The 23,326-nt window shown below is 70.6% G+C and carries 24 protein-coding genes and 1 pseudogene; 16 read left to right on the top strand and 9 right to left on the bottom strand.

The window, feature by feature from the left end; genetic code table 11:
* Positions 1–185: 185 nt before the first annotated feature.
* The 3 genes from ACIBK1_RS04250 to ACIBK1_RS04240 form a co-directional block, all read right to left on the bottom strand.
* On the bottom strand, positions 186–2,669 hold the full coding sequence (locus ACIBK1_RS04250; protein ID WP_396732204.1) for an HNH endonuclease signature motif containing protein: 2,484 nt from the start codon (positions 2,667–2,669) through the stop codon (positions 186–188).
* Positions 2,670–2,780: 111 nt separating this feature from the next.
* On the bottom strand, positions 2,781–2,960 hold the full coding sequence (locus ACIBK1_RS04245) for a hypothetical protein (RefSeq protein ID WP_396732201.1): 180 nt from the start codon (positions 2,958–2,960) through the stop codon (positions 2,781–2,783).
* Positions 2,961–3,121: 161 nt separating this feature from the next.
* The gene (locus ACIBK1_RS04240) at positions 3,122–3,610 is read right to left on the bottom strand and encodes a DUF5946 family protein (protein WP_396732198.1); all 489 of its coding nucleotides are present in this window, start codon (positions 3,608–3,610) and stop codon (positions 3,122–3,124) included.
* Positions 3,611–3,860: 250 nt separating this feature from the next.
* Between ACIBK1_RS04240 and ACIBK1_RS04235 the strand changes: the two genes are divergently transcribed.
* From ACIBK1_RS04235 to ACIBK1_RS04220, 4 genes are all read left to right on the top strand, one after another.
* Positions 3,861–4,346, top strand: a complete 486-nt coding sequence (locus ACIBK1_RS04235; RefSeq protein WP_030507667.1) for an SRPBCC domain-containing protein — start codon at positions 3,861–3,863, stop codon at positions 4,344–4,346.
* A gap of 171 nt (positions 4,347–4,517) precedes the next feature.
* Complete coding sequence (locus ACIBK1_RS04230; protein WP_269321783.1) at positions 4,518–4,640, top strand: hypothetical protein; 123 nt, start codon at positions 4,518–4,520, stop codon at positions 4,638–4,640.
* Positions 4,641–4,681: 41 nt separating this feature from the next.
* On the top strand, positions 4,682–5,593 hold the full coding sequence (locus tag ACIBK1_RS04225; protein ID WP_030507666.1) for a CDP-alcohol phosphatidyltransferase family protein: 912 nt from the start codon (positions 4,682–4,684) through the stop codon (positions 5,591–5,593).
* Between the two features lie 57 nt (positions 5,594–5,650).
* A complete protein-coding gene (locus tag ACIBK1_RS04220) occupies positions 5,651–6,097 on the top strand; it encodes a hypothetical protein (RefSeq protein WP_051761632.1) in 447 nt (148 codons plus the stop codon).
* A gap of 201 nt (positions 6,098–6,298) precedes the next feature.
* Here the strand turns inward: ACIBK1_RS04220 and ACIBK1_RS04215 are convergent, their stop codons facing one another.
* Positions 6,299–6,640: a winged helix-turn-helix transcriptional regulator gene (locus ACIBK1_RS04215; RefSeq protein WP_396732194.1), complete on the bottom strand. Its 342-nt coding sequence runs from the start codon at positions 6,638–6,640 to the stop codon at positions 6,299–6,301.
* A 97-nt stretch (positions 6,641–6,737) separates the two neighbouring features.
* On the opposite strand from ACIBK1_RS04215, the gene ACIBK1_RS04210 reads away from it, so the two are divergent.
* From ACIBK1_RS04210 to ACIBK1_RS04180, 7 genes are all read left to right on the top strand, one after another.
* A complete protein-coding gene (locus ACIBK1_RS04210) occupies positions 6,738–7,610 on the top strand; it encodes an NAD(P)-dependent oxidoreductase (protein WP_396732191.1) in 873 nt (290 codons plus the stop codon).
* An 88-nt stretch (positions 7,611–7,698) separates the two neighbouring features.
* Positions 7,699–8,193: a DUF1992 domain-containing protein gene (locus tag ACIBK1_RS04205; protein WP_396732188.1), complete on the top strand. Its 495-nt coding sequence runs from the start codon at positions 7,699–7,701 to the stop codon at positions 8,191–8,193.
* 146 nt (positions 8,194–8,339) lie between these two features.
* Entirely contained in the window at positions 8,340–9,854 is a 1,515-nt protein-coding gene (locus ACIBK1_RS04200; protein ID WP_051761631.1) for a serine hydrolase domain-containing protein, read from the top strand.
* Between the two features lie 25 nt (positions 9,855–9,879).
* A complete protein-coding gene (locus ACIBK1_RS04195) occupies positions 9,880–10,554 on the top strand; it encodes a response regulator (RefSeq protein ID WP_396732185.1) in 675 nt (224 codons plus the stop codon).
* A gap of 4 nt (positions 10,555–10,558) precedes the next feature.
* Positions 10,559–12,157 (top strand): sensor histidine kinase, encoded by a 1,599-nt coding sequence (locus ACIBK1_RS04190; RefSeq protein WP_396732182.1) that lies wholly within the window; start codon positions 10,559–10,561, stop codon positions 12,155–12,157.
* A 167-nt stretch (positions 12,158–12,324) separates the two neighbouring features.
* Positions 12,325–12,978 (top strand): DUF6461 domain-containing protein, encoded by a 654-nt coding sequence (locus tag ACIBK1_RS04185; RefSeq protein ID WP_036406256.1) that lies wholly within the window; start codon positions 12,325–12,327, stop codon positions 12,976–12,978.
* 148 nt (positions 12,979–13,126) lie between these two features.
* The gene (locus tag ACIBK1_RS04180) at positions 13,127–13,522 is read left to right on the top strand and encodes an ACT domain-containing protein (protein WP_396732179.1); all 396 of its coding nucleotides are present in this window, start codon (positions 13,127–13,129) and stop codon (positions 13,520–13,522) included.
* A 63-nt stretch (positions 13,523–13,585) separates the two neighbouring features.
* Here the strand turns inward: ACIBK1_RS04180 and ACIBK1_RS04175 are convergent, their stop codons facing one another.
* Together ACIBK1_RS04175 and ACIBK1_RS04170 are read right to left on the bottom strand one after the other, a co-directional pair.
* Complete coding sequence (locus ACIBK1_RS04175) at positions 13,586–15,034, bottom strand: pectinesterase family protein (protein ID WP_396732176.1); 1,449 nt, start codon at positions 15,032–15,034, stop codon at positions 13,586–13,588.
* A 266-nt stretch (positions 15,035–15,300) separates the two neighbouring features.
* Positions 15,301–15,786, bottom strand: coding sequence for a DUF2000 domain-containing protein (locus ACIBK1_RS04170; RefSeq protein WP_030512167.1), 486 nt, complete (start codon positions 15,784–15,786; stop codon positions 15,301–15,303).
* Positions 15,787–15,896: 110 nt separating this feature from the next.
* Here ACIBK1_RS04170 and ACIBK1_RS04165 point away from each other — a divergent pair, with 110 nt between their 5' ends.
* Entirely contained in the window at positions 15,897–16,349 is a 453-nt protein-coding gene (locus ACIBK1_RS04165; protein ID WP_030512168.1) for an Lrp/AsnC family transcriptional regulator, read from the top strand.
* Between the two features lie 261 nt (positions 16,350–16,610).
* Positions 16,611–17,312 (top strand): helix-turn-helix domain-containing protein, encoded by a 702-nt coding sequence (locus ACIBK1_RS04160; RefSeq protein ID WP_357319342.1) that lies wholly within the window; start codon positions 16,611–16,613, stop codon positions 17,310–17,312.
* 18 nt (positions 17,313–17,330) lie between these two features.
* Here ACIBK1_RS04160 and ACIBK1_RS04155 read toward each other — a convergent pair whose 3' ends face one another.
* The gene (locus ACIBK1_RS04155; RefSeq protein WP_396732172.1) at positions 17,331–17,834 is read right to left on the bottom strand and encodes a nucleotidyltransferase domain-containing protein; all 504 of its coding nucleotides are present in this window, start codon (positions 17,832–17,834) and stop codon (positions 17,331–17,333) included.
* Between the two features lie 73 nt (positions 17,835–17,907).
* Positions 17,908–18,069 (bottom strand): hypothetical protein, encoded by a 162-nt coding sequence (locus ACIBK1_RS04150; RefSeq protein ID WP_231514182.1) that lies wholly within the window; start codon positions 18,067–18,069, stop codon positions 17,908–17,910.
* 266 nt (positions 18,070–18,335) lie between these two features.
* Between ACIBK1_RS04150 and trpD the strand changes: the two genes are divergently transcribed.
* Positions 18,336–19,388, top strand: a complete 1,053-nt coding sequence (gene trpD, locus ACIBK1_RS04145) for an anthranilate phosphoribosyltransferase (protein WP_396732169.1) — start codon at positions 18,336–18,338, stop codon at positions 19,386–19,388.
* A 48-nt stretch (positions 19,389–19,436) separates the two neighbouring features.
* Here the strand turns inward: trpD and ACIBK1_RS04140 are convergent, their stop codons facing one another.
* Positions 19,437–20,411 carry a LacI family DNA-binding transcriptional regulator gene (locus tag ACIBK1_RS04140; protein WP_357319348.1) on the bottom strand — a complete coding sequence of 325 codons (975 nt, stop codon included), beginning with the start codon at positions 20,409–20,411 and terminating at the stop codon, positions 19,437–19,439.
* A gap of 645 nt (positions 20,412–21,056) precedes the next feature.
* On the opposite strand from ACIBK1_RS04140, the pseudogene ACIBK1_RS04135 reads away from it, so the two are divergent.
* Both ACIBK1_RS04135 and ACIBK1_RS04125 read left to right on the top strand, forming a co-directional pair.
* A pseudogene (locus ACIBK1_RS04135) lies at positions 21,057–21,329 on the top strand (cellulose binding domain-containing protein); the annotation flags it as partial.
* Positions 21,330–21,566: 237 nt separating this feature from the next.
* Entirely contained in the window at positions 21,567–23,138 is a 1,572-nt protein-coding gene (locus tag ACIBK1_RS04125) for a cellulase family glycosylhydrolase (protein WP_396733135.1), read from the top strand.
* Positions 23,139–23,326: the final 188 nt, after the last annotated feature.

Genomic DNA, 23,326 nt, shown 5'->3' with positions numbered 1-23,326 from the left:
GCAATGCTGCGGTGTCGGGCGGCGCCGTATTTCACAGTGGTCCGCCGGCGTCGAGGAGCGGAGCGGAAGGGAGCGAGGACCGGACTGCGACGCACGGTGAAGCATTGCAGCACGCTGTGGAGCCCAGCGGACAGCGCACCGGCGACTCTCGCATCGGGCCTCGCGTCGGCCCTCGGCCCTGGTGGTCATTCCCGCAGTCGCCGGACTCTCCCGAGACGGTGGTAGGTGAAGGTCCAGCGGTCGGTGCCGACTTTGCGGCGGGTGTAGCGCTCGGGGTGCTGGTAGCGGTCGCGGTTATGGAACTGGCAGGCCGGTCCGAGGAGTTTCAGGTCGGTCAGCCCGCCGGTGCACCAGTTGTCGGCGTGGTCGATCTGGCACATCGTCGCCGGGAGCGGGCAGCCGTCGATCCAGCAGGTGGCATACCGGGCGAAGACGGCCCTGCGTTGGGCGGGGGTGGCGAGGCGGACCTTGCGGCCCATGTCGAGCACCTGTCCCTCGGCGTCCATGACCAGCCGCACGAGGGTGCTGGTGCGAGCGAGCCGGTGCACGCCGGAGACGGGTAGCACCTGTCCGGTCGCCAGCAACAACCCCGGTACCGTCCCCAACGCCGTCCCCAACGCCGCCCCCAACGCCGCCCCCAACGCCGCCCCCAACGCCGCCCCCAACGCCGTCCCCAACGCCGTCCCCAGTGCCCCCGGTATGCCCTGGCCATGCCGGCAGTCCCCCGCAGGCCGAGGCCCGGCGTGGGTGTGATGTGCGGAGGCGTCCTTGGGACGAGGATCCGGCTGCGCCGCCTCCGAAGACGCCGCCTCAGAGGGCGCTGCGTGTGATGGCGGTGCGTCCGAAGCCGTCGCACCCGAAGACGCTGTGCCCCAAGGGGCTGTGCCCGAAGGCGCTGTATGCGAAGGCGCTGTATGCGAAGGCGCTGTATGCGAATGCCCGCCACCTTCAGCAGGCCATGCTGGCGCGCCCCGCCGGGCGCAGGTAGCTCCGGACCGGGCCACGCCGCGATCGCAGCCATCGCCCTCTACGGGCGCGGTCTCGTCGCACTCACCCGAGGCGACGTTCACAGTGTGGTTGCCCTCGGCAGAGGCGGTGCTCGCGGTGTCGCGCGGCTCGCACGCGCCCGGCCGCCGCTCACCGGTCCCGCGATCACCGACCCCGCAGCCGCGAGACTCCTCATCGCGAAGTCCGGTCGCGGCGTCGCCGGAGCCAGCGGCAGGGGCGGTGGCGGCGTCGGTGCTGCCCAGGTCGCTGAGGTCGCCCAGGTGGCCCATCTCGGCCCGATCACCAGTGCTGTCGGTGGCGGGGTCGGCCTCGGCCGTACCGACGCCGCTGACGTCGGCCTCTGCGATATCGCAAACATCCTCGGCGCTCCCAACACCGGCGTCTACGGCTCCGTCGGCATCGCCATCGCTCCCTGCACCGGCATCTGCCTCGGCTGTGTCGAGGTGGTCGGCCTCGCCGGGAGCAGGGTCGCTGGTGTCGTTGGCCTCGCCCGGAGCAGAGTCGCCCGTGTCGTCCTGGCCTTCCTCGAAGCCCTCGGCATCCCGTGTGTCTTCGGTGGTGTCGGTGTCTTCGGGGTCGGTGGGGAGGGATTCGGCGTTGACCACGACGAGGAGTTCGGTGGCGATCTCCTGCTCCAGCGCGGCTATGAGCGCGTCCGCCTGACGCACCGTCAGCGGGCGGTCATCGCCCTCGGCCCTCTGCTTGGCGTAGGCATGCAACAGGGCCATCAGCCGGGCGCCCGCCTCACGGGGGAGGTAGAACTCCCCTTCCACGCCGCCGTCCTTGCCCGGGCGGACCCGCAGGAACCGCCGCCCGTAATCGGCCCGCTCATCCCGCTCCTCACCGTCGGGGTCGAGCACCGCCCGCAGATAGCGGCCGGCTTTGGCCACCTCCGCCGCACCCGCCTTGCCCGCCTTGCCCGCCAGCTCCAGCAGGATCGGCTCCGCCAACGCGGCCTGCTCGTCGGACAACCCGGCGACGGCAGCGCAGATGGCCTCCACCACCCCCGCCGCCAACTCCCCGGCGGCGAACTTCTCGCGCACCTGCGGCAGGCGCGGCAGCTCCGCCACCAGCATGAGCAGGCGGCCCGCACCACCCACCGTCATCCCGGCGGCGGTACGAAGCCACGACCGGGTGGAGGCATGCCCATGCTGCTTGGCCTGACCGGCGGCATGCACCCGACCTACGCGATCGGCCAGCGCACAGGTGATCCGGTCGCGGGCGAACAGCAACTCCTCCGCCTCGGCAAGGCAGATATCCGCATCGTCGGGAAGCGGCGCCAGCGCCAGCTCCTGCGCCGACTCACGAACAGACCCCACCAACGCCCACGACGACCGGCCACGGCGATGACCACCCACATCGGAAGCACCCGCATCTGGGCCCTCCGCGCCAGTGGCGTCTGCGCCGTCGGCATGCGTGCCAGCGGCATCCGTGCGCGAGCCTCCTGTGCTCCCGGCACCGGGCGAACCGCCGCTGGCGACCGTGCTCGTGTCCTGGCTCGCGTGCTGCCGGGGCTCGGGGACGATGATCGGGAAGGGTTCGCGGGCGCATGAGCCATCGGACGACCACAACGGCGAACCGGCGGTCAACCGGTCCCACCACTCACCGTCGCCATCGCTCGAACGGCGAGGGCGCTCAGGATGGATGTCGAACAGATCCATCGCACCCTCCGCAATCGATTCGAAAACTTGTATGAATCCTCCCGCGACCTCTGGAGTGGATGCAAGATCAACTAAGAATCTCTTGGGGTCACAGATTGGGGATCGCGCCGGTCACGGGCGCAGTTCGCCGCGAGTGGGCAGGCCCTGCCAGGAGCTGTGGCCGGTGACCGCGAAGGCGGCCACCGAGATGCCGCGCTTGAGGCGGTCGGACGGGTGCCGGCCGTCCAGGATCGCGCTGAGGTAGCCCGCGACGAACGCGCCGCCGACCTCGGAGGGGTCGACCGCGGCCACCGGGGCGGCCTGGGTGCCGTAGCGCAGGCCCTCGACGGTGGCGCTGGCCCCCCGGCGCCCCGGGTCACGACCAGTTCGGGCGTGGACGCGAGCACGGGCTCGTCCTGGGTCGCGAAGAGCACGTCGGCCGAGGCGGCGAGTTCGGTGAGCCCTTGCCCGTATCAGGTCGTGAGGGTCCTCCAGGACTCCACGGTCGCCTCCGCGATGCTCTCCATGCGCCGGCCGTACGCCGGATATCCGTCGGGAACGATGCTGCCGTCCCTGAACGGCAACGCGCAGAAGCCGGCGCGGAAGGGCCCGGGGGATCCCCCCCGAGCGAGCGGCGCATACTCCGCGAGCGGGGCCATGTCGTAGCCCGGCCGCGACCCGTGCCTGTTCCGCGCCACCTGATGCGCCGCCACGCGGAGCAACGCGTCCAGGCCCTTGTCCAGATAGAGCTGCAGCAGGCGGAACTGACCGTCGAGGTACTTGTCGTAGGCCCTGGCGGGATGCTGCAGGAGATATGCGCAGACCACGACCGTGTGCCATCTGTACATCTCAGGATCGGCCTGCTCTTCGGCCAGGATCGCGTGGTAGTAGTCCACGCACTCGCCCAGCGGACCGGGGGTCGCGCCGCACTCACACTCACCCGTGCCGGAGCCGTCCGTCATGGCCCGCACCCTAGGCGGCCGGTGACAGCCCTGTCGACGGCATTTCGGGTAGGGCTCGGGCTCTGCCCCATGGTCCCGGTCCATGTCGGAGTACGGCGAGACGCCGTCCGCCGGCAGGCGCTCCCCGCCGGCCACGGTTCGCAGGGGTACGGCGTGGCGTTCTCGAGCGAGAGAGCACTGCTCTTGACATGTCTCACGTACGCGAGAGAGCATTGCTCTCGTTGATGAGCACTAGTCTCAAGGAGATGTCGTGTCGCTGCTCTACTCGGGTCCGTCCCTGGCCGTCCTGCACGAGGAGTACGCCGCGCGGGGACGCGTCGACCCCGGCGCCCAGCTGACCTCCTCGTCCCGGCTGGTCGTGGACGTGCCCGCCGACCGGGTCTGGGCGGTCATGGCCGACCTGCGGGCATGGCCGTCATGGGCCTCCCGCATCCGGATCCTCGAACTCGGCGACGTGCGCCCCGGCGCGCCCTTCCGGTGGCGCCTGAACGGCGTGCCCCTGCGGTCGCGGTTCGCCGTGGTCGAACCCCAGCGGGAACTCACCTGGACGGGCACCTTCCTCGGCCGCTATCGGGCGGTCGACCGGCACGTCCTGGAACCGCTGGAGGGCGGGCGCACGAGGATCACGGTGGAAGAGTCGCTCGCCGGTCCGCTGCTGCCGCTCTTCTACCGGGAGCCCATGCTCCGGGCCAACCACGAGCGGTGGCTTTCGGATCTCGCCCGCGCCGTCGCCTGAGCCGCCCGTCCCGGCCCCGGCCGTTGAAACCAGAAAATCGCAAAATTCGGCTTTTCGGGTAATTCCATCCGCCCGGAGGGCCTGTGGAAAACGTCAGCGAGAGATGTCGGGTGATGCTTTGATGAGCAGCAGTGAAACAAACGCCGGTCAAAGGGCAAAAACATGTTTAGGATGCTTATCCAGCAAATGGCGGCGCTGCTCGATGACGACGACCTGCACCTGGGCGATGACGCGCATGCGCTCGACCTGGACGACGACTGGGATGAAACGGACGATTTGGACGACGACTTCTGACGTTTCCCCTGAAATCCCCCCATAATCTAGAAAGCCCCCAAATGACGTTCACGCTTCACGACGTACGCTCTCGGACATATAAGGCGCGCGACGCCTGGTGGACCGTTTTCCTGGTGGATCCCCTGGCGGGCCGTCTGGTGGTGACGACCGCCAACCGCACGTCCATCACCCCGAACCAGATCACCTGGGGCGCGTTCGTGCTCGGCCTGGGCTCGGCCTGGTGCTTCCTCCAGGCCGAGTGGCCGTGGCTGGTCGCCGGGGCCGCCGTCTACCACGTGAGCTTCGTCCTCGACTGCATGGACGGCAAGATCGCGAGACTCAAGGGGACGGGGACGATCCTCGGCGGCTGGCTCGACTACGTCTTCGACCGGATCCGGGTGCTGGCCTGCACCGCCGCGCTCATGTGGGGGCAGTACCGCGCGACCGGGCAGGAGGTCTACCTGCTGCTCGGCATCGCCGTGGTGTTCCTCGACATGCTGCGCTACGTCGACGCGCTGCAGATCGCGAAGGTCCGGCGTCAGATGCGCCGCACGCTGCGGCACGCCTACGAGGAGTCGGTGTCCGGCGGCGCGGCCGCGCTGCCGGCGTCCCTGTTGCGCGAGGATCTCGACAACGACCCCGACGAGATCACCGTCCGGCTGACGCACGCCGTGGACCTGCAGCAGGAGTTCCGCAGCCGCTTCTCCTGGTATCCCGGCATGCGCGAGTGGCTGCGCGAGCACCGGATCCGCACGCACCTGGTCAGCGGCATCGAGTTCCAGATGGCGGTGTTCATCGTCGGCCCGCTGCTCGGCGCGGTCGTCCCGGTCACGATCGGCTCGGCCGTCCTCCTGCTCCTCTTCGAGGCGCTCATCATGTACAAGCTCGTGCTGTCGTCGCGGGACCTGAACCGCGCGCTGGCCTCGATCCGCTCGTCCGCCGAACCGTCCGCCTCCGGGACGCCCGCCGGTTGAGCGTCTCGCCGCTGTTCAGACGGATAGAGGCGCCGTCGCGAGGGGTAGCGGTGGGACATGACCGAACGTGAGGAACCCGCCGGCCTGCCCGATCCCGACCACCGCCGGCCCGAAGGGCTGGACGACGTCACGGTCGACGCGCTGGGCAGGCTCAGCAAGGCGCTGGAGACGATCCACCGGGTCAGGGGTCACCTGTACTCCTTCCACCAGCTCACCGGCACGGCGGACTTCGAACTGGACAACGCCGTACGGCTGCTGCGGCAGGCCGGGCACGACAAGTGGGCCGACCGGATCGAACGCGAGCTGATCGGCCGCAACGTCATCCCCGGCCGCTGGACCTTCCAGATCGTGGAGGAGTACGACGACGGCTACTACGCGGCCTTCCAGGAGCTGGAACGGCAGGCCCGCGACGAACTGGCCGGAGGACGCCGTCACCTCTACGAGGCCGAGCTGAAGCAGCAGCGGCGCACACCCGGGCAGCCCGGCCACGAGACCACCCCGTGAACCCCGCGTTCCCGCCCGGCAGTCCACGAACGTTCGCCGGGAGGAAGGGAGGGAGCGGCGGAAGGGACGGAGGCCGCGACCGGGCCCCGCGGAAATTCCGAGCCTGCGAGGAACTCTCGTGGGTGGAGCGGGTTTCGCGAGGACCGGAGGTTGCTTCCGGCGCGGTGACCGCCCTGCCAAGGTCCGTGGACACCCCACTGGTCAGTGACCCTCGCGTCCGCCGAGGAGATGCTCCCGCCCCCACGCGCCGAGCGGCGCCAGCGCCTCGTTCAGCATGACGCCGAGCGGGGTCAGCGAGTATTCGACGTGCGGCGGCACCTCGTCGTACACCTCGCGGTGCACGATGCCGTCGGCCTCCATCTCGCGCAGGTGCGAGGCGAGCACCTTCTCGGTCACGCCGGGCAGCATCCTGCGCAGCTCACCGAAACGGCACCGGCGTTCGTTCAGCGCCCAGAGGATCGAGCTCTTCCACTTGCCGCCGATCACCTCCATCGCCGCGTCGATCCCGCATCCGGACGCTCCCGGGCGCCGCGCGGTCCGCATGGTCCACCCCCTCCTGGCTGCTCGCTCACCCCGGGGTAAGCACCCACTTCGAAGTGCGTACTTGATCGTCTCGGGGCTCGTGACCAGCCTAATCGGCATGACTCACAACACTGAGAAGCCTCCGCTGTCCCTTCTCGGGCTGGGCGCGATGGGCGGCGCGCTCGCCCGCGCCTGGCTCGCCGCCGGACATCCGCTGACCGTCTGGAACCGCACCCCGGGGCGGGCCGAAGCCCTGGAGGGCGCCCGTGTCGCCACGACCGCCGCCGAGGCCGTCGCCGCGAGCGACCTGGTGGTCGTCTGCCTGCTGGACCACGCCTCGGTCGACGACGCCCTCGCCGGCGTCGATTTGTCCGGCAAGGACCTCGTCGACCTCACCACCGGCACCCCGGAGGAGGCCCGCGCCCGAGCCCGATGGGCGCGGGAGCGCGGCGCCCGGTTCCTCGACGGCGGCGTCATGGCGGTCCCGCCCATGATCGGGGTGCCCGGCTCAGGGGCGTACGTCTTCTACAGCGGCTCCCCGGCGGTGTTCGAGGCCCACGCGGGCACGCTGGCCACACCCGCCGCCACCGTCTACACCGGCGAGGACCCCGCGCTCGCCGCCCTCCACGATGTGGCGCTGCTCAGCGCGATGACGGGCATGTTCGCGGGGGTGACGCACGCCTTCGCGCTCGTCCGGGAGGAGATCCCCCCGAAGGCCTTCGCCGATCTCGTCGTGGGCTGGTTGCAGGCGATGGTCCCGTACGCGTACGGGGTGGCCGAGCACCTCGACAACGGCGACTACACGAAGGACGTCACCTCCAACCTCGCGATGATGGTCAGGGGCAATGCGACCCTGCTGCGTACGGCCGAGGAGCAGAAGGTCAGCCCCGAACTGCTCACGCCGTTCATGACGCTCATGGCGCGGCGGCTCGCGGACGGCCACGCCGACGAGGGCACCACCGGGGTGATCGACCTGCTGCGGGCGCCCTGACCTCTGCCCCCTGCCCCCTCCCCCTGCCCCCTGCCTGGGGCCGCCCACGCCGGAAGTTATCCTCGCAAGAGGATTGCGAGGTGAGGCCGTGACCGAACGCAAGCCCCTCGGCGTGAGCTTCGAGTCGTGGATCGACCGGCAGATTCGCGAGGCCACCGAGCGTGGCGAGTTCGACGACCTGCCGGGTGCGGGCAAGCCCATCCCCGGCCAGGGCAAGCCGCACGACGACATGTGGTGGATCAAGCAGAAGATGCGCGCGGAGAACCTGTCGTTCCCGCTGCCGGGGACGCTGGCGCTGCGCAAGGAGGCCGAGGATGCGCGGGCGGAGGCGCTCGGCGCGCGCACCGAGGCCGAGGCGCGCAGGATCGTCGAGGAGATGAACGACAAGATCCGCGACAGCTACCGCAAGCCCCTGTCCGGTCCGCCCGTCGTGCAGCCGCTCATCGACGTGGACGAGGTCGCCGCCGAGTGGCGGGCCCTGCGTCCGGTCGCCGAGAGGAAACCCGCCCCCGCGCCGGCTTCCGCACCCACCCCCGAGAAGCGCCGGAAGCGCTCCTTCCTCCGCTGGTTCGGGCGCCGCTGACCCGCCGGAGCCGCCGACCCCCCGGCTGCGCGACCTGACGAAAGTCAGGTGAGGACCTTCCGATCGCCCGCTGTGCCGCCCCTCCGGCCGCTCCTACCGTTCGTGACCTGCGAACGGAAAGAGCTCGGAGGGGAAACACGGTGCGGATGCGCAAGATCGCGGCGACCGCCGGCCTGGCCGGTGTGCTGCTGCTCGCGACGGGAACGGCGGCGGTGGACGCCGCGACGCGGGCGGCGACCACAGGCGGACGGACGGGTCCGACCGCGGAGTCCGTCGACCGATACGTACGCGACTACATCCGGCGCACGGACCTGCCCGGCGCGGTGGTGACGGTCGTCAAGGGCGACAAGGTCGTGTACGCCGCCGGGCACGGTCACACGGCCGGCGGCGAGGCGATCACCGCGGACACGCCCATGCCGCTCGCCTCGCTGTCGAAGTCGTTCACGGCCCTCGCGGTGCTGCGCCTCGCCGACGAGGGCCGGATCGACCTCGACGCGCCGGTCCGGCGTTACCTGCCCGAGTTCACCATGGCCGATCCCCGGGCCGAGAAGATCACCGTGCGGCAGCTTCTCCAGCAGACCTCGGGCATGAGCGACCGGACCTTCCCCGAGCTGACGCTCCCCGCGCCGGACGACCTCAAGGACGCCGTCGCGATGCTCAGGACCGCGCCGCTCGCCGCCGCGCCGGGCACCAGAATGATCTACCACAACCCCAACTACGCGGTCGCGGCGCGGCTGGCCGAGGTGGTGTCGGGGACGCCGTTCGCCGAGTTCATGGCCGCCACGGTGTTCACGCCGCTCGGCATGACGTCCACGCGGACGGTGGACACCACGGAGGAACTGCCCGGCGCGGGCGCCGGATACATCCGCGCGTACGGCCAGGTGATCGAGCGCGCGCACCCGAAGTGGTTCGTCAACGGCTCCTACGGGGTCGTCAGCACGGCCTACGACCTGGCCAGGTGGCTGATCATGCAGAACGGCCACGGCGGCGCCCTCCCCCGAGAGCTCGTCAGGGCCACCCAGACCCCGTCCGGGGTGGGCGGCAGCACGTACGGCATGGGGTGGTCGGCCGAGCGGACGGCCGGAGGGGCGCCGATGCTGCGGCACACGGGCTGGCTGCTCACGCACAACTCCGCGCAGACCCTCCTGCCCGGGGGCGAGTGGGGCATCGCGGTCGTCACCAACACCGGGATGATCTCCGGCGACGATGCGCTGATCATCAGCGACGGCCTGGTGGACATGATCGAGGGGCGGCCGGACGCGAACGCCGCGCCCTTCACCACGAGCGCCGACCCCTGGCTGGGCGGCCTGTCGCTGCTGAACCTGGGCCTCGGCCTGACCGGTGTCCTGCGCTCTCGCCGCTGGGCCGCCCGCCGCGCACAGCGGCGCACCTGGCGGATGATCGCCCGGCTGGTCCCGTACGCGCTGCCGGTCGCGTTCTACCTGGGACTGGCGGAGCTGGCCGGGGTGCTGCTGAACCGGGTGGGCACGCTGGACCAGCTCACCTATGTCTGGCTCGCGCTGTACGTCTGGGCCGCCACCGGAGCGCTGGCCGCCGTCGCCGTCGTGGCCGCCCGCCTCGTCCACGCCGTACGCCTCCGGAGACGGGCCGTTGGTAACGTCCCCGTGAGCGAAACGCGCCAATCAGCGAGTACTGCCTGATAGGCCGGGTTACGGGGGAAACGTGATGATCCGCGTCCTGCTGGCGGACGACGAGGCACTGATCCGCGCCGGCATCGCGAGCATCCTGGGCACGGCCGGCGACATCGAGGTGGTCGCCGAGGCGGCCGACGGGCGCGAGGCGGTCGACCTCGCCCTGCGGCACCGTCCCGCCATCTGCCTGCTCGACATCCGGATGCCGCGGCTCGACGGGCTCAAGGCCGCCGCGGAGCTGCGCCGGGTCCTCCCCGAGGTCGCCGTCGTGATGCTCACGACGTTCAACGAGGACGACTACGTGACGAGCGCGCTCGGCTCCGGCGCGTCCGGTTTCCTCCTCAAGTCGGGCGACCCACGCGAACTGATCGCGGGGGTCCGCGCCGTCGCCGCGGGTGGCGCCTATCTCTCCCCCGCCGTCACGCGGCGGGTCATCACCCGCCTCCGGGAACGCCCGCTCGGCACGGAGGCCGCCGCCCGCGCCCTCGTGGACCAGCTCGGCGACCGCGAGCGCGAGGTGCTCGCGCTGGTCGGGGCCGCCCTGTCCAACGCCGAGATCGCCCGGCGTCTGCATCTCGTCGAGGGCACGGTCAAGGGGTACGTCAGCCAGATCCTCACCCGTCTCGGCCTCCGCAACCGCGTCCAGGCCGCGATCCTGGCGTACGAGGCCGGTCTCGTGCCCGAGGCTCCGCTCGACGGGAGGGCGTGAGGTGATGAGGCCGTCCCGTCTGCTCGACCTCGGGCTGTGGCTCGCAGTGTGGCTAGCGGTGTGCGCGCCGCCCGTCGCGCTGGCCCTCGACGACGGCGACGCCCGGCGGCTGGCCACGGTGGCGCTGGCCGTGCCGCTGTTCGGGGCCGCCACGGCGGTGAGCCGGAGGTGGCCGCTGGCGGCGCTCGCCATACCGGTTGCGGTGAGCCTGGCCCTGGACGCCCAGATGTTCGGCCCCCTGTCCTGGACGTGGGCGGCGCTGGTGGTCTTCGGCTATCTGGCCGGGCACCGGATGGCGAGCGCCCGCCCGGCGCTTTGGTTCTTCTCGGCCGTCGCCCTCGCCGGGCTGCCGCTGTCCGGACTCGTCCTGCGCGACCTGTGGGGCTGGCCCACGCAGCTCATCACGCTGCTGCTCTCGGTGGTGGTGCCCTGGCTGCTCGGCCGCTGGCGCCGCCAGCACGCCGAACTGGTCCGCACGGGCTGGCTGCTCGCCGACCGGCTCGAACGCGAGCAGCAGGCCGTCGCCGACCGCGCCCGCCTGCGGGAGAGGGCGCGCATCGCGGGCGACATGCACGACTCACTCGGTCACGACCTGACGCTCCTCGCGGTGCGCGCCGGCGCTCTGGAACTCGACCCCGGCCTCGACTCGCGGCAGCAGGCGACCGTACGCGAACTGCGCGAGGCCGCCGCGGCCTCGACGGAGCGGCTCCGCGAGATCATCGGCGTGCTGCGCGCGGACGACGAGAACGCCGCCGCACCTCCGCGTGAGGAGAGCGTCGAAACGCTCATCGAGCGCGCCCGCGACTCCGGCGTGCCGATCGTCGTCGAGCATCCGGGCGACCACCCGGGTGACTGTCCGGGCGGCCTCCCGGGCGACATCGAAGGACTGCCCCCGATGACCGCGCTCGCCGTGCGCCGCGTGCTCCAGGAGGCCCTGACGAACGCCGCCAAACACGCTCCCGGCGCGACCGTACGCGTCCGGCTCGCCTTCGATGACGGCGTCGTCACCCTCAGGGTGGTCAACGACCCCGCTCCGGCGGCGGCCCCGGCGGGCGTGGCCTCGGGCGGCTCCGGGCTCGTCGGGCTGGCGGAACGGGTGCGGCTGGCGGGCGGCGTCCTGCGGGCCGGCCCGGCTCCGGGCGGGGGCTTCGAGGTCGCCGCCGAACTGCCCGTCACCGGGATCGGAACGGCGCACGAGCAGGCGCGGACAGCGGCCGGCCTCGGCGCGCCCGCGACCGCGGCGGCCCGGGAGCTGGACCTCGCCCGGCGGCGGGTGCGGCGGCGACTGGCGCAGGCGGCCGGAATTCCCGTGGCCGTGCTGAGCGGGATCTTCGCGCTCCTGATCCCCCTCGGCTTCGTCAGCTCGTCGTTCTCCGTCCTCGACCCGGCGACGTACGAGGGGCTGAAGGCGGGCGAGCCGCGCGACGACCTGCGGTCCCGGCTTCCGGTGTTCACCAGGGACGGCCCGCCGGACGGCGCTCCTGCCGCACCGCGGGGCCAGGACTGCGTCTACTACACGATGAAGACCGATTCCGCCCGCGCCTACCGCCTGTGCTTCGCCGGCGACCGGCTCGTCTCGAAGACCGTCGTGCCCACGCCGTGAGTGCGCGGGTTTCAGCAAGGTTCAAGTCGGTTCCAGGAGCGCGGCGCGATCATCCTGACGTCGGCGGCGTCCCGCTGCCGATCTGAGGAACGCGGCGGACGGCCTCGGCCCCCGGTTTTTGTCGGCGGCGGCTGCCACGATGTCGCGAAACGACCAAGGGAGCCCAGGTGCCCGATCGTCTCGCCCCCTTCCGGTGGCTGGCCGCCCCGGCGACGGACAACGTGCGCAATCCGCTGGGTGACATCTTCAGCGTGTCGTTCTTCCAGGGGGTGGAGCCCGCCGACGTCGCGGCCCGTTTCGAGCCCTCGGGAACGGCGGTCCGCTCGATGACCGTGGACGAGCTCGGCGACGAGGTCGCGGAGTTCGTCGAGGAGACCGACGGCGGCGACGGTGGCGGATACGTCGGCATCACCCGGATCGGCGATTGGAGCGTTGCAATCGAACCGTGTGGCCGGCACACCGCCCTGGGCGAGAACCTGGCGCGGCTCGCCGAGGGGTGCGAGGCGGTGGCCGTCGGACGTCACGACTACGCGGAGCACGGGTTCCTGTACGCCGTGGACGGTGAGATCGTCACCGCCTTCACGCCGCACGCGCCGGTCAACCGGTGGGGCAGCGACCCGGATCGGCTGAAGGAACCGATGCGCAGGGTCGGGCTGCCGTTGACCGCCACGACCGGCAAGGCGGCCTGGGACACCCGCTGGGACGACGCGCTGCCGAAGGCGTTCGCGCTCGCCGCCATGATCACCGGGGTGACCCTCACCCCGAACTCCTTCGACGGGCCGCTGCTGGTCGCCTCCATCACCGAGTGGGCCCAGGTCTAGTGGGGGGCCACGAACCTTGGCGGGGTCGGTCACCGGACCGGAAGGGAACTCCTGTCCCTCCACCCGATGAACATGGTGGACAGCGCACCAGACGTCCTGCCGGTGTCTTGTCGGGTCTCTTGTCGGGGGGCTCTGCTACACACGTGTCATGACCTCACCCGCCGCCCAGCGGCTCGGCATCGTGCCGTCCGTGTTCGCCGTCCAGCACCTGCCGCAGGCGACGTTTCCCGAAGACGACGACTGGATCGCGCTCGTCCGCGCCCCGGAGGGCCTCACCGTGGTTCGCGAGGCCTGGCCGACAGGATCCGGCGACCGGTGGATCGGCCTGTACGGCGGGGGCACGGGACACGAACTGGACGTGCCGGGCATGCTGGCGGCGATCGTGGGCCCCTTGGCCGAGGCGGCCATCCCGGTGTTCGTCGCCTCGACGTTCCACGCCGACCTGGTCCTCGTGCCCGAGCCGAGGATCAAGGAAACGGTCACCGTCCTGGAGGACGCGGGACACCGGGTGGACACCCGTCACCTGCGCGCGCCCGGCGCGTAGCGCCCGACCTCGCCTGTCATCCGGTGTCCCGGACGGCAGGCGAAGCGGACGTCCCGGCCGGGCTCAGCCGATCGGATTCCAGCCGTCGGATCCGGCCAGGTACTTCTGCGGCGTGTAGCCGGACGCCTGGGAGTCGCTCATCTGCGGGCGGTTGGAGTTCACCGTGGCGCCGGCGCCGGTGTTCCTGTACTCGAAGAAGCGGGCGTTCTTCCAGGAGTTGCCGGACATGTCGGTCCAGGGCTGCGCGACCTTGATGGTCGGGCCGAGCGACGACTCCCGATAGAGCACCTGGGCGTTGGGGCCCCACGGCCTCCCGAGCTGGGTGGTGTTTCCGGTCGCGCCCGTGATGCGGGACCGGTAGACGAGGAAGCCGTAGGTCTTGGCGGCGTCGGTCCTGGCCGCGGTGATGGGGGCGCCGCTGCTGCGCTTCTCGTAGATGTCGCAGTCGTCGAGAACCGCGGTGCCGCCGCCGAAGATGAAGTCGACGGTGCCCTCGATGTAGGAGCTCTTGACGTAGGTGCGGGCGGAGTCGTTGATCAGGAAGGTGTCCTGGTCGCCGAGTAGACGGACGTTCGACAGGACCGCCCGGTCGGCGTTGAGGTTCAGCGCGACGGCCTGCTGGTTGACCGTGCTGCCGTCCTCCACGTAGTCGTTGGAGATCGTCAGGTTGGCGAGGGCGGAGTCGTGGCCGTTCACGAACGCGGTGGCGCTGTTGAAGGTGCCGCCGTTCCCCCCGGCGTAGTGGTTGTCGACGATCACGACGTCCGCGGGCGACGAGCCCAGACCCTGCAGCGTGATGTACGGCTTGTTCGCCGGGATCGTGACGATCTCCCGGTAGGTGCCCGGCTTGATCGTGATGACCTTCCGGCTGGAGTTGCCCGAGGCCACGGCGTCGATCGCCGCCTGCACCGTCCGGTACATGCCGGTTCCGTCGGTGGCCACTGTGGGCTTCCCGCCGGCGGGCGACGGCGAAGGTGAGGGCGAGCGCGTCGGTGAGGGCGAAGGTGAGGGTGAGCGCGTGGGTGAGGGTGAGGGCGAAGGTGAGGGTGAGCGCGTGGGCGAGGCTGCGGGCGATGGGGTGGGGGACGGGGTGGTGGTGGAGCCGGTGCAGGTGACGCCGTTGAGGGTGAACGAGGCGGGCGTGGGGTTGGACCCCGACCAGCTGCCGTTGAAGCCGATGGACACCGACGCATCGGTGGCGATGGCGGCGTTGTAGTCCACGTTGGTGGCCGTGACGTTCTGCCCGCTCTGGCTGAAGGTGGCCGACCACCCGGTGTCCACCTTCTGGCCGCTGTCGGGGAAGGCGAACCCGAGAGACCAGCCGTTGATCGCGCTGCCCAGATTCTGGATCGTGACGGCGGCGGTGAACCCGCCCGGCCAGTCGTTGGTCGTGTAGGTCACCGCACACCCGGTGGCGGCCTGCGCCGTCGGGGCGGTGGCCACACCGGCCAGGGCGGCGACCGCCGCCAGGGCGCCGATCACCCCGGCGCCCGTTTTGGTGCTGCTTGTCACAACCGAGCTCCTTGCAGGTCGCGCAGGGCCCCTGACCGAGGAATGACTCCCGACCCCACAAGGGATTTCGTGCACCTGAACCACATACATCCACAGGAACACCGCGCAACAACGTACGATCCCGCCGAACACCGGTCAACGACACACCCCGACGGCTATCCGCACACGCCACATCCCACATGCACAGAAACCGCCAGAGACGAAAGGCAGGATCGTAGGACCGGCTGAAACTTGCAGCCCGAGCCCGCACCCACGCCGGTGCCGGGTCACGGCATCAGGGGCAGCTTTCCCACGATCTTGTCCACCCGGTTGCGCGGCCCGACCACGCCGACCGCGTAGTACTCGACGTCGTCGGCCGCGGTCTCCTTCATCGTGGCGAGATAGTCGGCGTAGACGCGCGTCCGCTGGGCCGCGGCGGGCATGTCCGCCACGAAGCACCCGGCGGACGACGCGGCCTTGGCGCGGATGGCGCGCAGCGTGGCGGCGTCCGCGGCCAGCACGGAGCAGCCCGCCCACGGCAGCCCGGGGTGGGCGCCGCCGTCGGCGTCCACCGCGTCGTCCCCGAGAAGCCCGGTCACCGCCGTCGAGGTCGCCGCGGCCACGCAGACGGCGGCGTTCACGGCACGGCCCGCGGGAAGGTCGCGGTCGACCACGATCACCCACTTCAGACGGGCCGCCCGGGTCGGGAGGGCCGGGTCGATCTCCTCGGGGGCGAACCCGACACGCGAGGTCGTCTGTTCATCGGCCGTCATCGGGTCCTCCTATGCATGCGTTCGGACGTACGCCGCCGATGCTAGGCACCCGTACGATTGAGCTGCAAGGAGTCCGTATTTGTATCGGAAACAGGGGTGTGCGGGCGGGCATGGACGAACTTGATAAGGCGATCCTGGCGGAACTGCAGTCGGATGCACGGAAGACCAATCGCGACGTCGCCGCCGCGGTCGGGGTCTCGCCGACCACGGCACTCGACCGTACGCGGGCGCTCCGGCAACGCGGCGTCATCCGGGGAGCGATCCTCGACGTCGACCTGGCGGCGATCGGGCGGCCGGTCCAGGCCCTCATCGCCATTCGCGTGCGCCCGCCCTCGCGACGCAACATCGAGGGATTCCGCAACTGGGTCAGCACGCTTCCCGACACCCTGGGCGTCTACGTGACGGCCGGCACGGAGGACTTCATCGTGCACGTGGCGGTGCCGGACAACGCCAGCCTGTACGCGTTCGTGATCGACAAGCTCACCGAACGGCCCGAAGTCGCCGACGTCCGCACGTCGATCGTCTACGAGCACATCCGCAACAACCGGATCAGCCCGATGTGAGCGCGACAGCACCCTCCTGACGCCGTCCGAGTACGGCCGGTTCCCCGGCCTCCGCCCAGAGCCCGCCGCTCAGCACCCACCGCTCAGCACAGCGCGAGCGGTGATGCTCGTCGACATGCGCGAGCGCAGGTGCGTCCGCCGCCGAACGGCTGGAGGCCGCGTGCTCGGTGTTCTGTCACCGGGGGGACGTACCATGACCCGGTGAACGGCCTGGACCGGGCCCGTATGACCACGATCGGCGAGTGAGGGGGAGTCATCCGGATGGGCTTGGAGATCGAGAGCCGATCGTCCGACTCGCCCTACATCGAGCGGGTGTGGCGCAGCAGCAGCAATGACGTGGAACAGATGACGGCGGTCGCGACCGCCCATTGGGATCTGGTCTTCTGGGAGCACCGCGGCCAGGTCAGCGCCTCCGTGCAGGGGCCGGAGACCAGGGCGAGCCAGGCCCCCGTTCCCGCGGACGCCACGTTCTTCGGGATCAACTTCTCGCTCGGCACCGCGATGCCTCATCTTCCCCTCGGCCGGCTCGTGGACGGGGGCGCGGAGATTCCCGGCACGACCCGCAGGTCCTTCTGGCTGAAGGGTTCCACCTGGCGCCTGCCCGACTGGGACAACGCCGAAGCGTTCGTCCAACGGCTGGTGCGCGAGGGCGTCGTGGAGCGCGACCCGCTCGTCGCCGCGGTGCTCCGCGGCGCCCCGCCGGACGTGTCGGAACGCACCGTGCAGCGGCGGTTCCTGGCGGCGACCGGGCTCACCCGCGGCGCGGTCCGGCAGATCGACCGCGCCAGGCGGGCGGCGGTCCTGCTCCAGGAGGGCGTGCCGGTCCACGACGTGATCCACCGCCTCGGATACTTCGACCAGCCGCACCTGGCACGGTCGCTGAGCCGCTACATCGGGCGAACCGCCACACAGCTCGGCGATCGGGAATCCGCGCAGTCGCTGTCGCTCCTGTACGCGACCTGACCGCTCGCCCCGGCGTGATCAGAAGTGCGTGGTGACGCCGAACTCCGCCCTCAGGCTCGCCATGTCGTGCAGATCGCGGTCGCGGGGCTCGTAGCCCTGGTGGAAGGCGACCTGCTGATCCACGGACAGGCAGCGCACCCGCACGCCCTCGATCGTGCCCGTGACGAAAACCGCGGCCGGGTAGTGGAGCGCCGCGCCGCGGTCGTCCAGGTGCTGCACGGCCGAGCCGTCCTCCCCGACGTGCAGCGGATGGAGATCGAGCTCGTGCCCACGGCCGTCGGTCATGACGAACCTGGCCGGCCGCCCGGGCACCGCGCCGGGCCGCTCCGCGTACCCGAGCGACTCCAGCTCGGCGATCACCAGCCGTTCCTGTTCGGCCCGGTGGAGCAGGTCGAGGTCATGATGGTCCCGGGTGACGCGTCCGACCAGGACGTCGATCCCCCAGCCGCCCGCGACCCAGACCTCGCATCCGGCGACGTCCAGTGCGTTCAGCACCCGCAACATCTCGCCGATCGGCAGCACCGGCCCGCTCCCCCTCATCTCGATCTTCGAGCCACGCTACCCCCGCCGAACCGGGGACAGCACGGGGGACCGGTCAGGGTGTGATGAGCACCTTCAGCGCCTGGCGGGCGGCCATGGCGCGGTAGCCGTCGGGCACCTCCTCCAGGCTCACGGTGCGGTCGAACACGCGGCCCGGCTCGATCGTGCCGTCGAGCACGTCGGGCAGGAGTTCCTCGATGTAGGCGCGGGCCGGCACGACACCACCGGTGCACCACGGCGTCCGTGGACTGTTCGACCACCGGGTCGGGCACGTTCTCCACGCGCACGTCGCCGGCGCCATATATCAAGGTCGCTCGCATGACAGCCTTCCGTTTCTCCCGTTCGTGTCACCGCTACCCGGGAACGGCCGACACTCGCGGATCCGTGCAGTTCGGACAGGTCAGGTTCGTGCCGACGGCCGACGATGCCGGTCACTAGGCTGGGAGCACCGCCTGGCGTCGTGCCCATGCCGAGAGGACCTTGATGACCGAGCCGTCCCGATCCTGGCCACGCCTGCTCACGACGCTTCTGCGCGGGCACGATCTCGACGCGGACGACACCCGATGGGCCATGCGGCAGGTCATGGACGACGCCGCCGATCCCGTGCAGCTCGCCGGGTTCCTGGTCGCACTGCGGGCCAAGGGTGAGAGCGCCGCGGAACTCCGGGGCATGCTCGACGCCCTCATGGAACGGGTCGTGCCCCTGCCCGTCGACGGCGCGGATGTCGTCGACATCGTCGGCACCGGCGGAGACGGCGCCCACACCGTGAACGTGAGCACCATGGCGGCGATCGTCGTGGCCGCCGCCGGCGCCCCGGTCGTCAAACACGGCGGCCGCTCGGCGTCCAGCAAGGCCGGTGCCGCCGACGTCCTGGAGGCCCTGGGCCTGTCGCTCGATCTCACACCTGACGACATCGCCCGGTGCGTGCGCGACATCGGCATCGGCTTCACCTTCGCCCCGCGCTTCCACCACGGGCTGCGTTACGCCGGTCCGGTGCGCAAGGCGCTCGGCGTCCCCACCGCCGTCAACTATCTGGCGCCGCTGACCAACCCCGCCAGTCCCCGTGCCGCCCTTGTCGGCTGCTCCAACCCCGCCCTCGCCCCGGTCCTGGCGAACGTCCTCGCGGAACGGGGCGCGAGCGCTCTGGTCGTGTGCGGGCAGGACGGCCTCGACGAGATCACCACCGCCGCGCCCACGAGCGTCTGGATCACCGAGAGCGGCGGTGTCCGGCAGGAGACGCTGGACGCCGCCGACTTCGGACTGGCCCGCAGCGGGCAGGACGCGCTCCGGGGCGGTGACGCGGCCTACAACGCCTCGGTCGTCCACCGGGTCCTGGCCGGCGAAGAGGGTGCCGCGCGTGACGCCGTCCTCGCGAACGCGGCCGGCGCCCTCGCCGCTCACCGCGGATTCGGCGGGAGCCTGCGTGACGCCTTCGCGACCTGCCTGGAAGACGCGCGCCGCGCCGTCGACAGCGGCGCCGCCGCCACCACCCTCGAAAGCTGGCTGAAGCTCGCGTCGTCCCTGGCCGGCCGGTAGCTCCGGGCCAGCCTTCCGAGGCACCCAGGCGGACCTCCGCTCGGACGGTCAGGCCGGCGGGGAGGTACTCCCCCGGACCGTGAGGGTGGTGGCCAGTTCGAGACCCACCTGCGACGTCTCCTCTCCCCGCCCCAGGGCGAGTGCCAGCTCGGTGGCGGCCGCGGCCATCTCGGTGAGCGGCTGGTGGACGGTGGTCAACGGTGGGTCGACAAGGGCGGTGATGGGCAGATCGTCGAAGCCGACCACGCTCAGGTCCGCCGGAATCCGCAACCCCAGTTCGCGGGCGGCCTGGTAGACGCCGAGCGCCTGGAGGTCGTTGCAGGCGAAGATCGCCGTGGGGCGCTCCGCGCGCTCGAGCAGGTTGATCGCGGCCGTTTGCCCATCCTCCTTGGTGAGGCCGGTGCGGACGACGAGGCCGGGGTCGGCAGCGAGGCCGGCGGCCTCCAGAGCGGAGCGATACCCGTCCAGCCTGGCCCGGCAGCACAGGACCCGGTCGGGGCCGGCGATCATCGCGATCCTGCGGTGCCCAAGCTCGATCAGGTGGCGCGTGGCCGACCGGCCACCCGCCCAGTTCGTCGCGCCGACGAAGGGGACGCCGTCGGGCAGTTCGGTAGTGGGATCGAAAACCACGAACGGGATGTCCTTGGCGCGCAGCTGGTCGCGCTGCTCCTCCGACAGCTGGGCCACCGTCACGACGCAGGCAGGGCGGCGGGCCAGTGTCTCGTCGATCGGATGTTCCCCCGTGTCGCGCCGTGGGCCGAACTCCGTCAGGACGACCCCCACGCGGTGCTCACGGGCCACCCGCTCGACACCGCGGATGATCTCGACTCCCCACATGTCCTCAAGCTCGCCGAAGACGAGCTCCATCATGTTCCTGCGATTGACCTTGCGGTATCCGTACTCGCTGATCAGCGCTTCGACCCGGGCGCGGGTGTCCGGGGACACGCCCGAACGGCCGTTGATGACCTTCGACACCGTGGGGATCGACACCCCGGCGGTCTCTGCGATGTAGGAGATGGTCACAGGCCGGGCCGGGTCGCCTTTCGAGCGCTCGTGGTCGGCAACCGGTCCGTGCGACTCGGCGTACGACAACTGGCCCCCTTCTTCCCCGGCACGGCGCCGGCTCGCGCCGTGCCGTCCCCCGCCCGGTCAGCCGCCGCGGGCCATTTCACGGCGCAAGGATAACCCGTCGGGCCTCGCCTGGACGTCGCGCTGCTCGTGGAGTGGAACCGGTCGGATCGGCGGCGCATATGCGGGTGACCGCTCCGGCGATGCCGACGGTTACCTCTGTCCGGCACGGGCAGCGCAACTGAAACTTTCAAAGTGTTGTTGACGAAAGTTTCTCACTCTGGTTTCTGCGCATGGGGGGAGAACAAGCGATCACATCAGTGACCTCGCGGGAGACGCAGTTGAGCGACTCCTGGCGCGTGCACTTCGACATCCACTAATACCCATGCGAGACCGCCGGGGATGGCCAGTGGTCGCCGACAGTTGCCGATGCTATGTTTCCAGCGATTTTCTTAGAAAGTTTCTCATGTGACGATCGGTGCCATCCAAGGCTGGCGCGCACAGGGGAGAGTGACCGTGGATCCGTTCAACCTGCGAAGAACCCGTCTGCGCGTCAGCGCGGTTATCGGGGCCTTGATCACACTGCTGTCGGCAGCGACGATGACGGCCGTCAACGCCCAAGCCGCCGTCGGGTGCCGCGTGGCGTACGCGGTCTCGGCCCAGTGGCCGGGCGGTTTCACCGCCAACGTGGAGGTCACCAACCTCGGCAACCCGGTCAACGGCTGGAAACTGGCCTGGACGTTCCCCTCGGGGCAGCAGGTCACCCAGGCGTGGAATGCGACGGTCACCTCGTCGGGCGCGCAGGTCACCGCAGCGAATGCGAGCTGGAACGCGGCCATCGCCACCAACGCGACGGTCTCCTTCGGCTTCAACGGGTCGTGGTCGGGCAGCAACACCGCACCGGCGGCGTTCACGCTCAACGGCGTCACCTGCACGGGAAATACCGGCGCCTCGCCGTCTCCCAGCCCGTCGCCATCCGCCAGCCCGTCACGGTCACCGTCGCCATCCGTCAGCCCGCCGCGGTCACCGTCACCCAGCCCGTCGCCGTCGCCCTCGCCGTCGCCCTCGCCGTCGCCCTCGCCGTCGGCGTCTCCGCAGCCGGGCGACGCGATGGCCAGGGTGGCCGCCATGCAGCCCGGCTGGAACCTGGGCAACACCTTCGACGCGATCCCCGACGAGACGTCATGGGGCAACCCGCCCACGACCCAAGCCATGCTGCACTACGTGCGGTCCCAGGGATACAACAGCATCCGGATCCCGATCACCTGGAGCGACCACCACGGCCCGGCGCCGGGCTACACCCTCGACGCCGCCTGGCTGAGCCGCGTCCGCCAGGTGGTCGACTGGTCCCTTGCCGAGGGCTTCTACGTGATGATCAACATGCATCACGACTCCTGGCAGTGGATCAACGGGTACCCCGGCGACCGTACGACCGTGATGAACCGGTACACCGCGCTGTGGCGGCAGCTCGCCGGCACGTTCCGCGACTACTCGCAGAAGCTGGTGTTCGAGAGCATCAACGAGCCGCAGTTCACGGGCACCTCGGGAGACGGCGAGAGCGACCAGGTGCTGAACGAGCTCAACACCGCCTTCGTCCGCCTTGTGCGCGCGTCTGGCGGCGGCAACGCCACCCGGCTGCTCGTGCTGCCCACCCTGTACACCAGCTCCGAGCAGGCCCGGCTGGACGCGTTGTCGGGCACCTTCACCCAGTTGCACGACCCCAACCTCGCCGCGACGGTGCACTTCTACGGGTGGTGGCCGTTCAGCGTCAACATCGCGGGCGGCACCCGGTACGACAGCAACGTCGAAAACGACCTGGTCAGCGGCTTCGACCGGGTGTACAACACGTTCGTGTCCCGCGGGATCCCCGTGATCGTCGGAGAGTGGGCGCTGCTCGCCTACGACTACACGCGGCCCGGCATCATCGAACGCGGCGAGTTCCTGAAGTTCATCGAGGCCGTCGGCTACCACGCCCGCATCCGCAAGCTCACCACCATGCTCTGGGACGCGGGCTCCTTCCTGGAACGCAACGAGCTGCGCTGGCGGGACCAGGGCGTGTACGAGATGATGAAGGCCGGCTGGACCACGCGATCCGCCACGGCCTCGTCCGATCAGGTGTACGTGCCCCGGAACGGCACGATCACCGCCAAAACGCTCACCCTCAACCTCAACGGCACCTCGTTCCAGGGCCTGCGGCAGAACGGTGTCGACCTCGCTGACTACACCGTGTCCGGCAACACGCTGACCCTCACCGCGGCGGCCCTCACCCGGCTGGCCGGGAACCGGGCCTACGGTGTGAACGCCACGATCGAGGCCCGCTTCTCCCAGGGCGCGCCGTGGCAGATCAGCATCATCACCTCCGATCCGCCGACCCAGGCCGCCGCCACCGGCACGACCTCCTCGTTCGCCATCCCCACCCAGTTCCGCGGCGACCAGCTCGCCACCATGGAGGCCAAGTACGCCGACGGGAGCCCCGCCGGACCGGCCAACTGGACCCCGTACAAGGGTTTCTGGGACCACTTCCAGCCCGACTACAGCGCCAACACCGTCATCCTCAAACCCGAGTTCTTCAATGAGGTCAACGACGGCCGCGTCACCCTCACCTTCCACTTCTGGAGCGGGGCGCAGATCACGTACTACATCACCAAGTCCGGCAGCACGGTGACCGGCGGCACCAGCTGACGAACCATCCGGCGCACGCCACGGCCCTTTCGGCCGCGGCATGCGCCGGCGAGGAGCACCCGGTTGACAGCGGAGGGCCGAGGGTGGTCGACCATGTGAGGTCAGTTCGCACCGGATTCGGTGGTCAGGGCGACGTGGAGACGTTCGAGCGTCGATCGCCGTGCTCACCGAGGCATCGGTCACTGCTC

The organism is Microbispora rosea (genome assembly GCF_044460045.1).
In the GTDB taxonomy this organism is placed as follows: domain Bacteria; phylum Actinomycetota; class Actinomycetes; order Streptosporangiales; family Streptosporangiaceae; genus Microbispora; species Microbispora rosea.
This window is presented reverse-complemented; position numbering and strand designations above follow the sequence as displayed.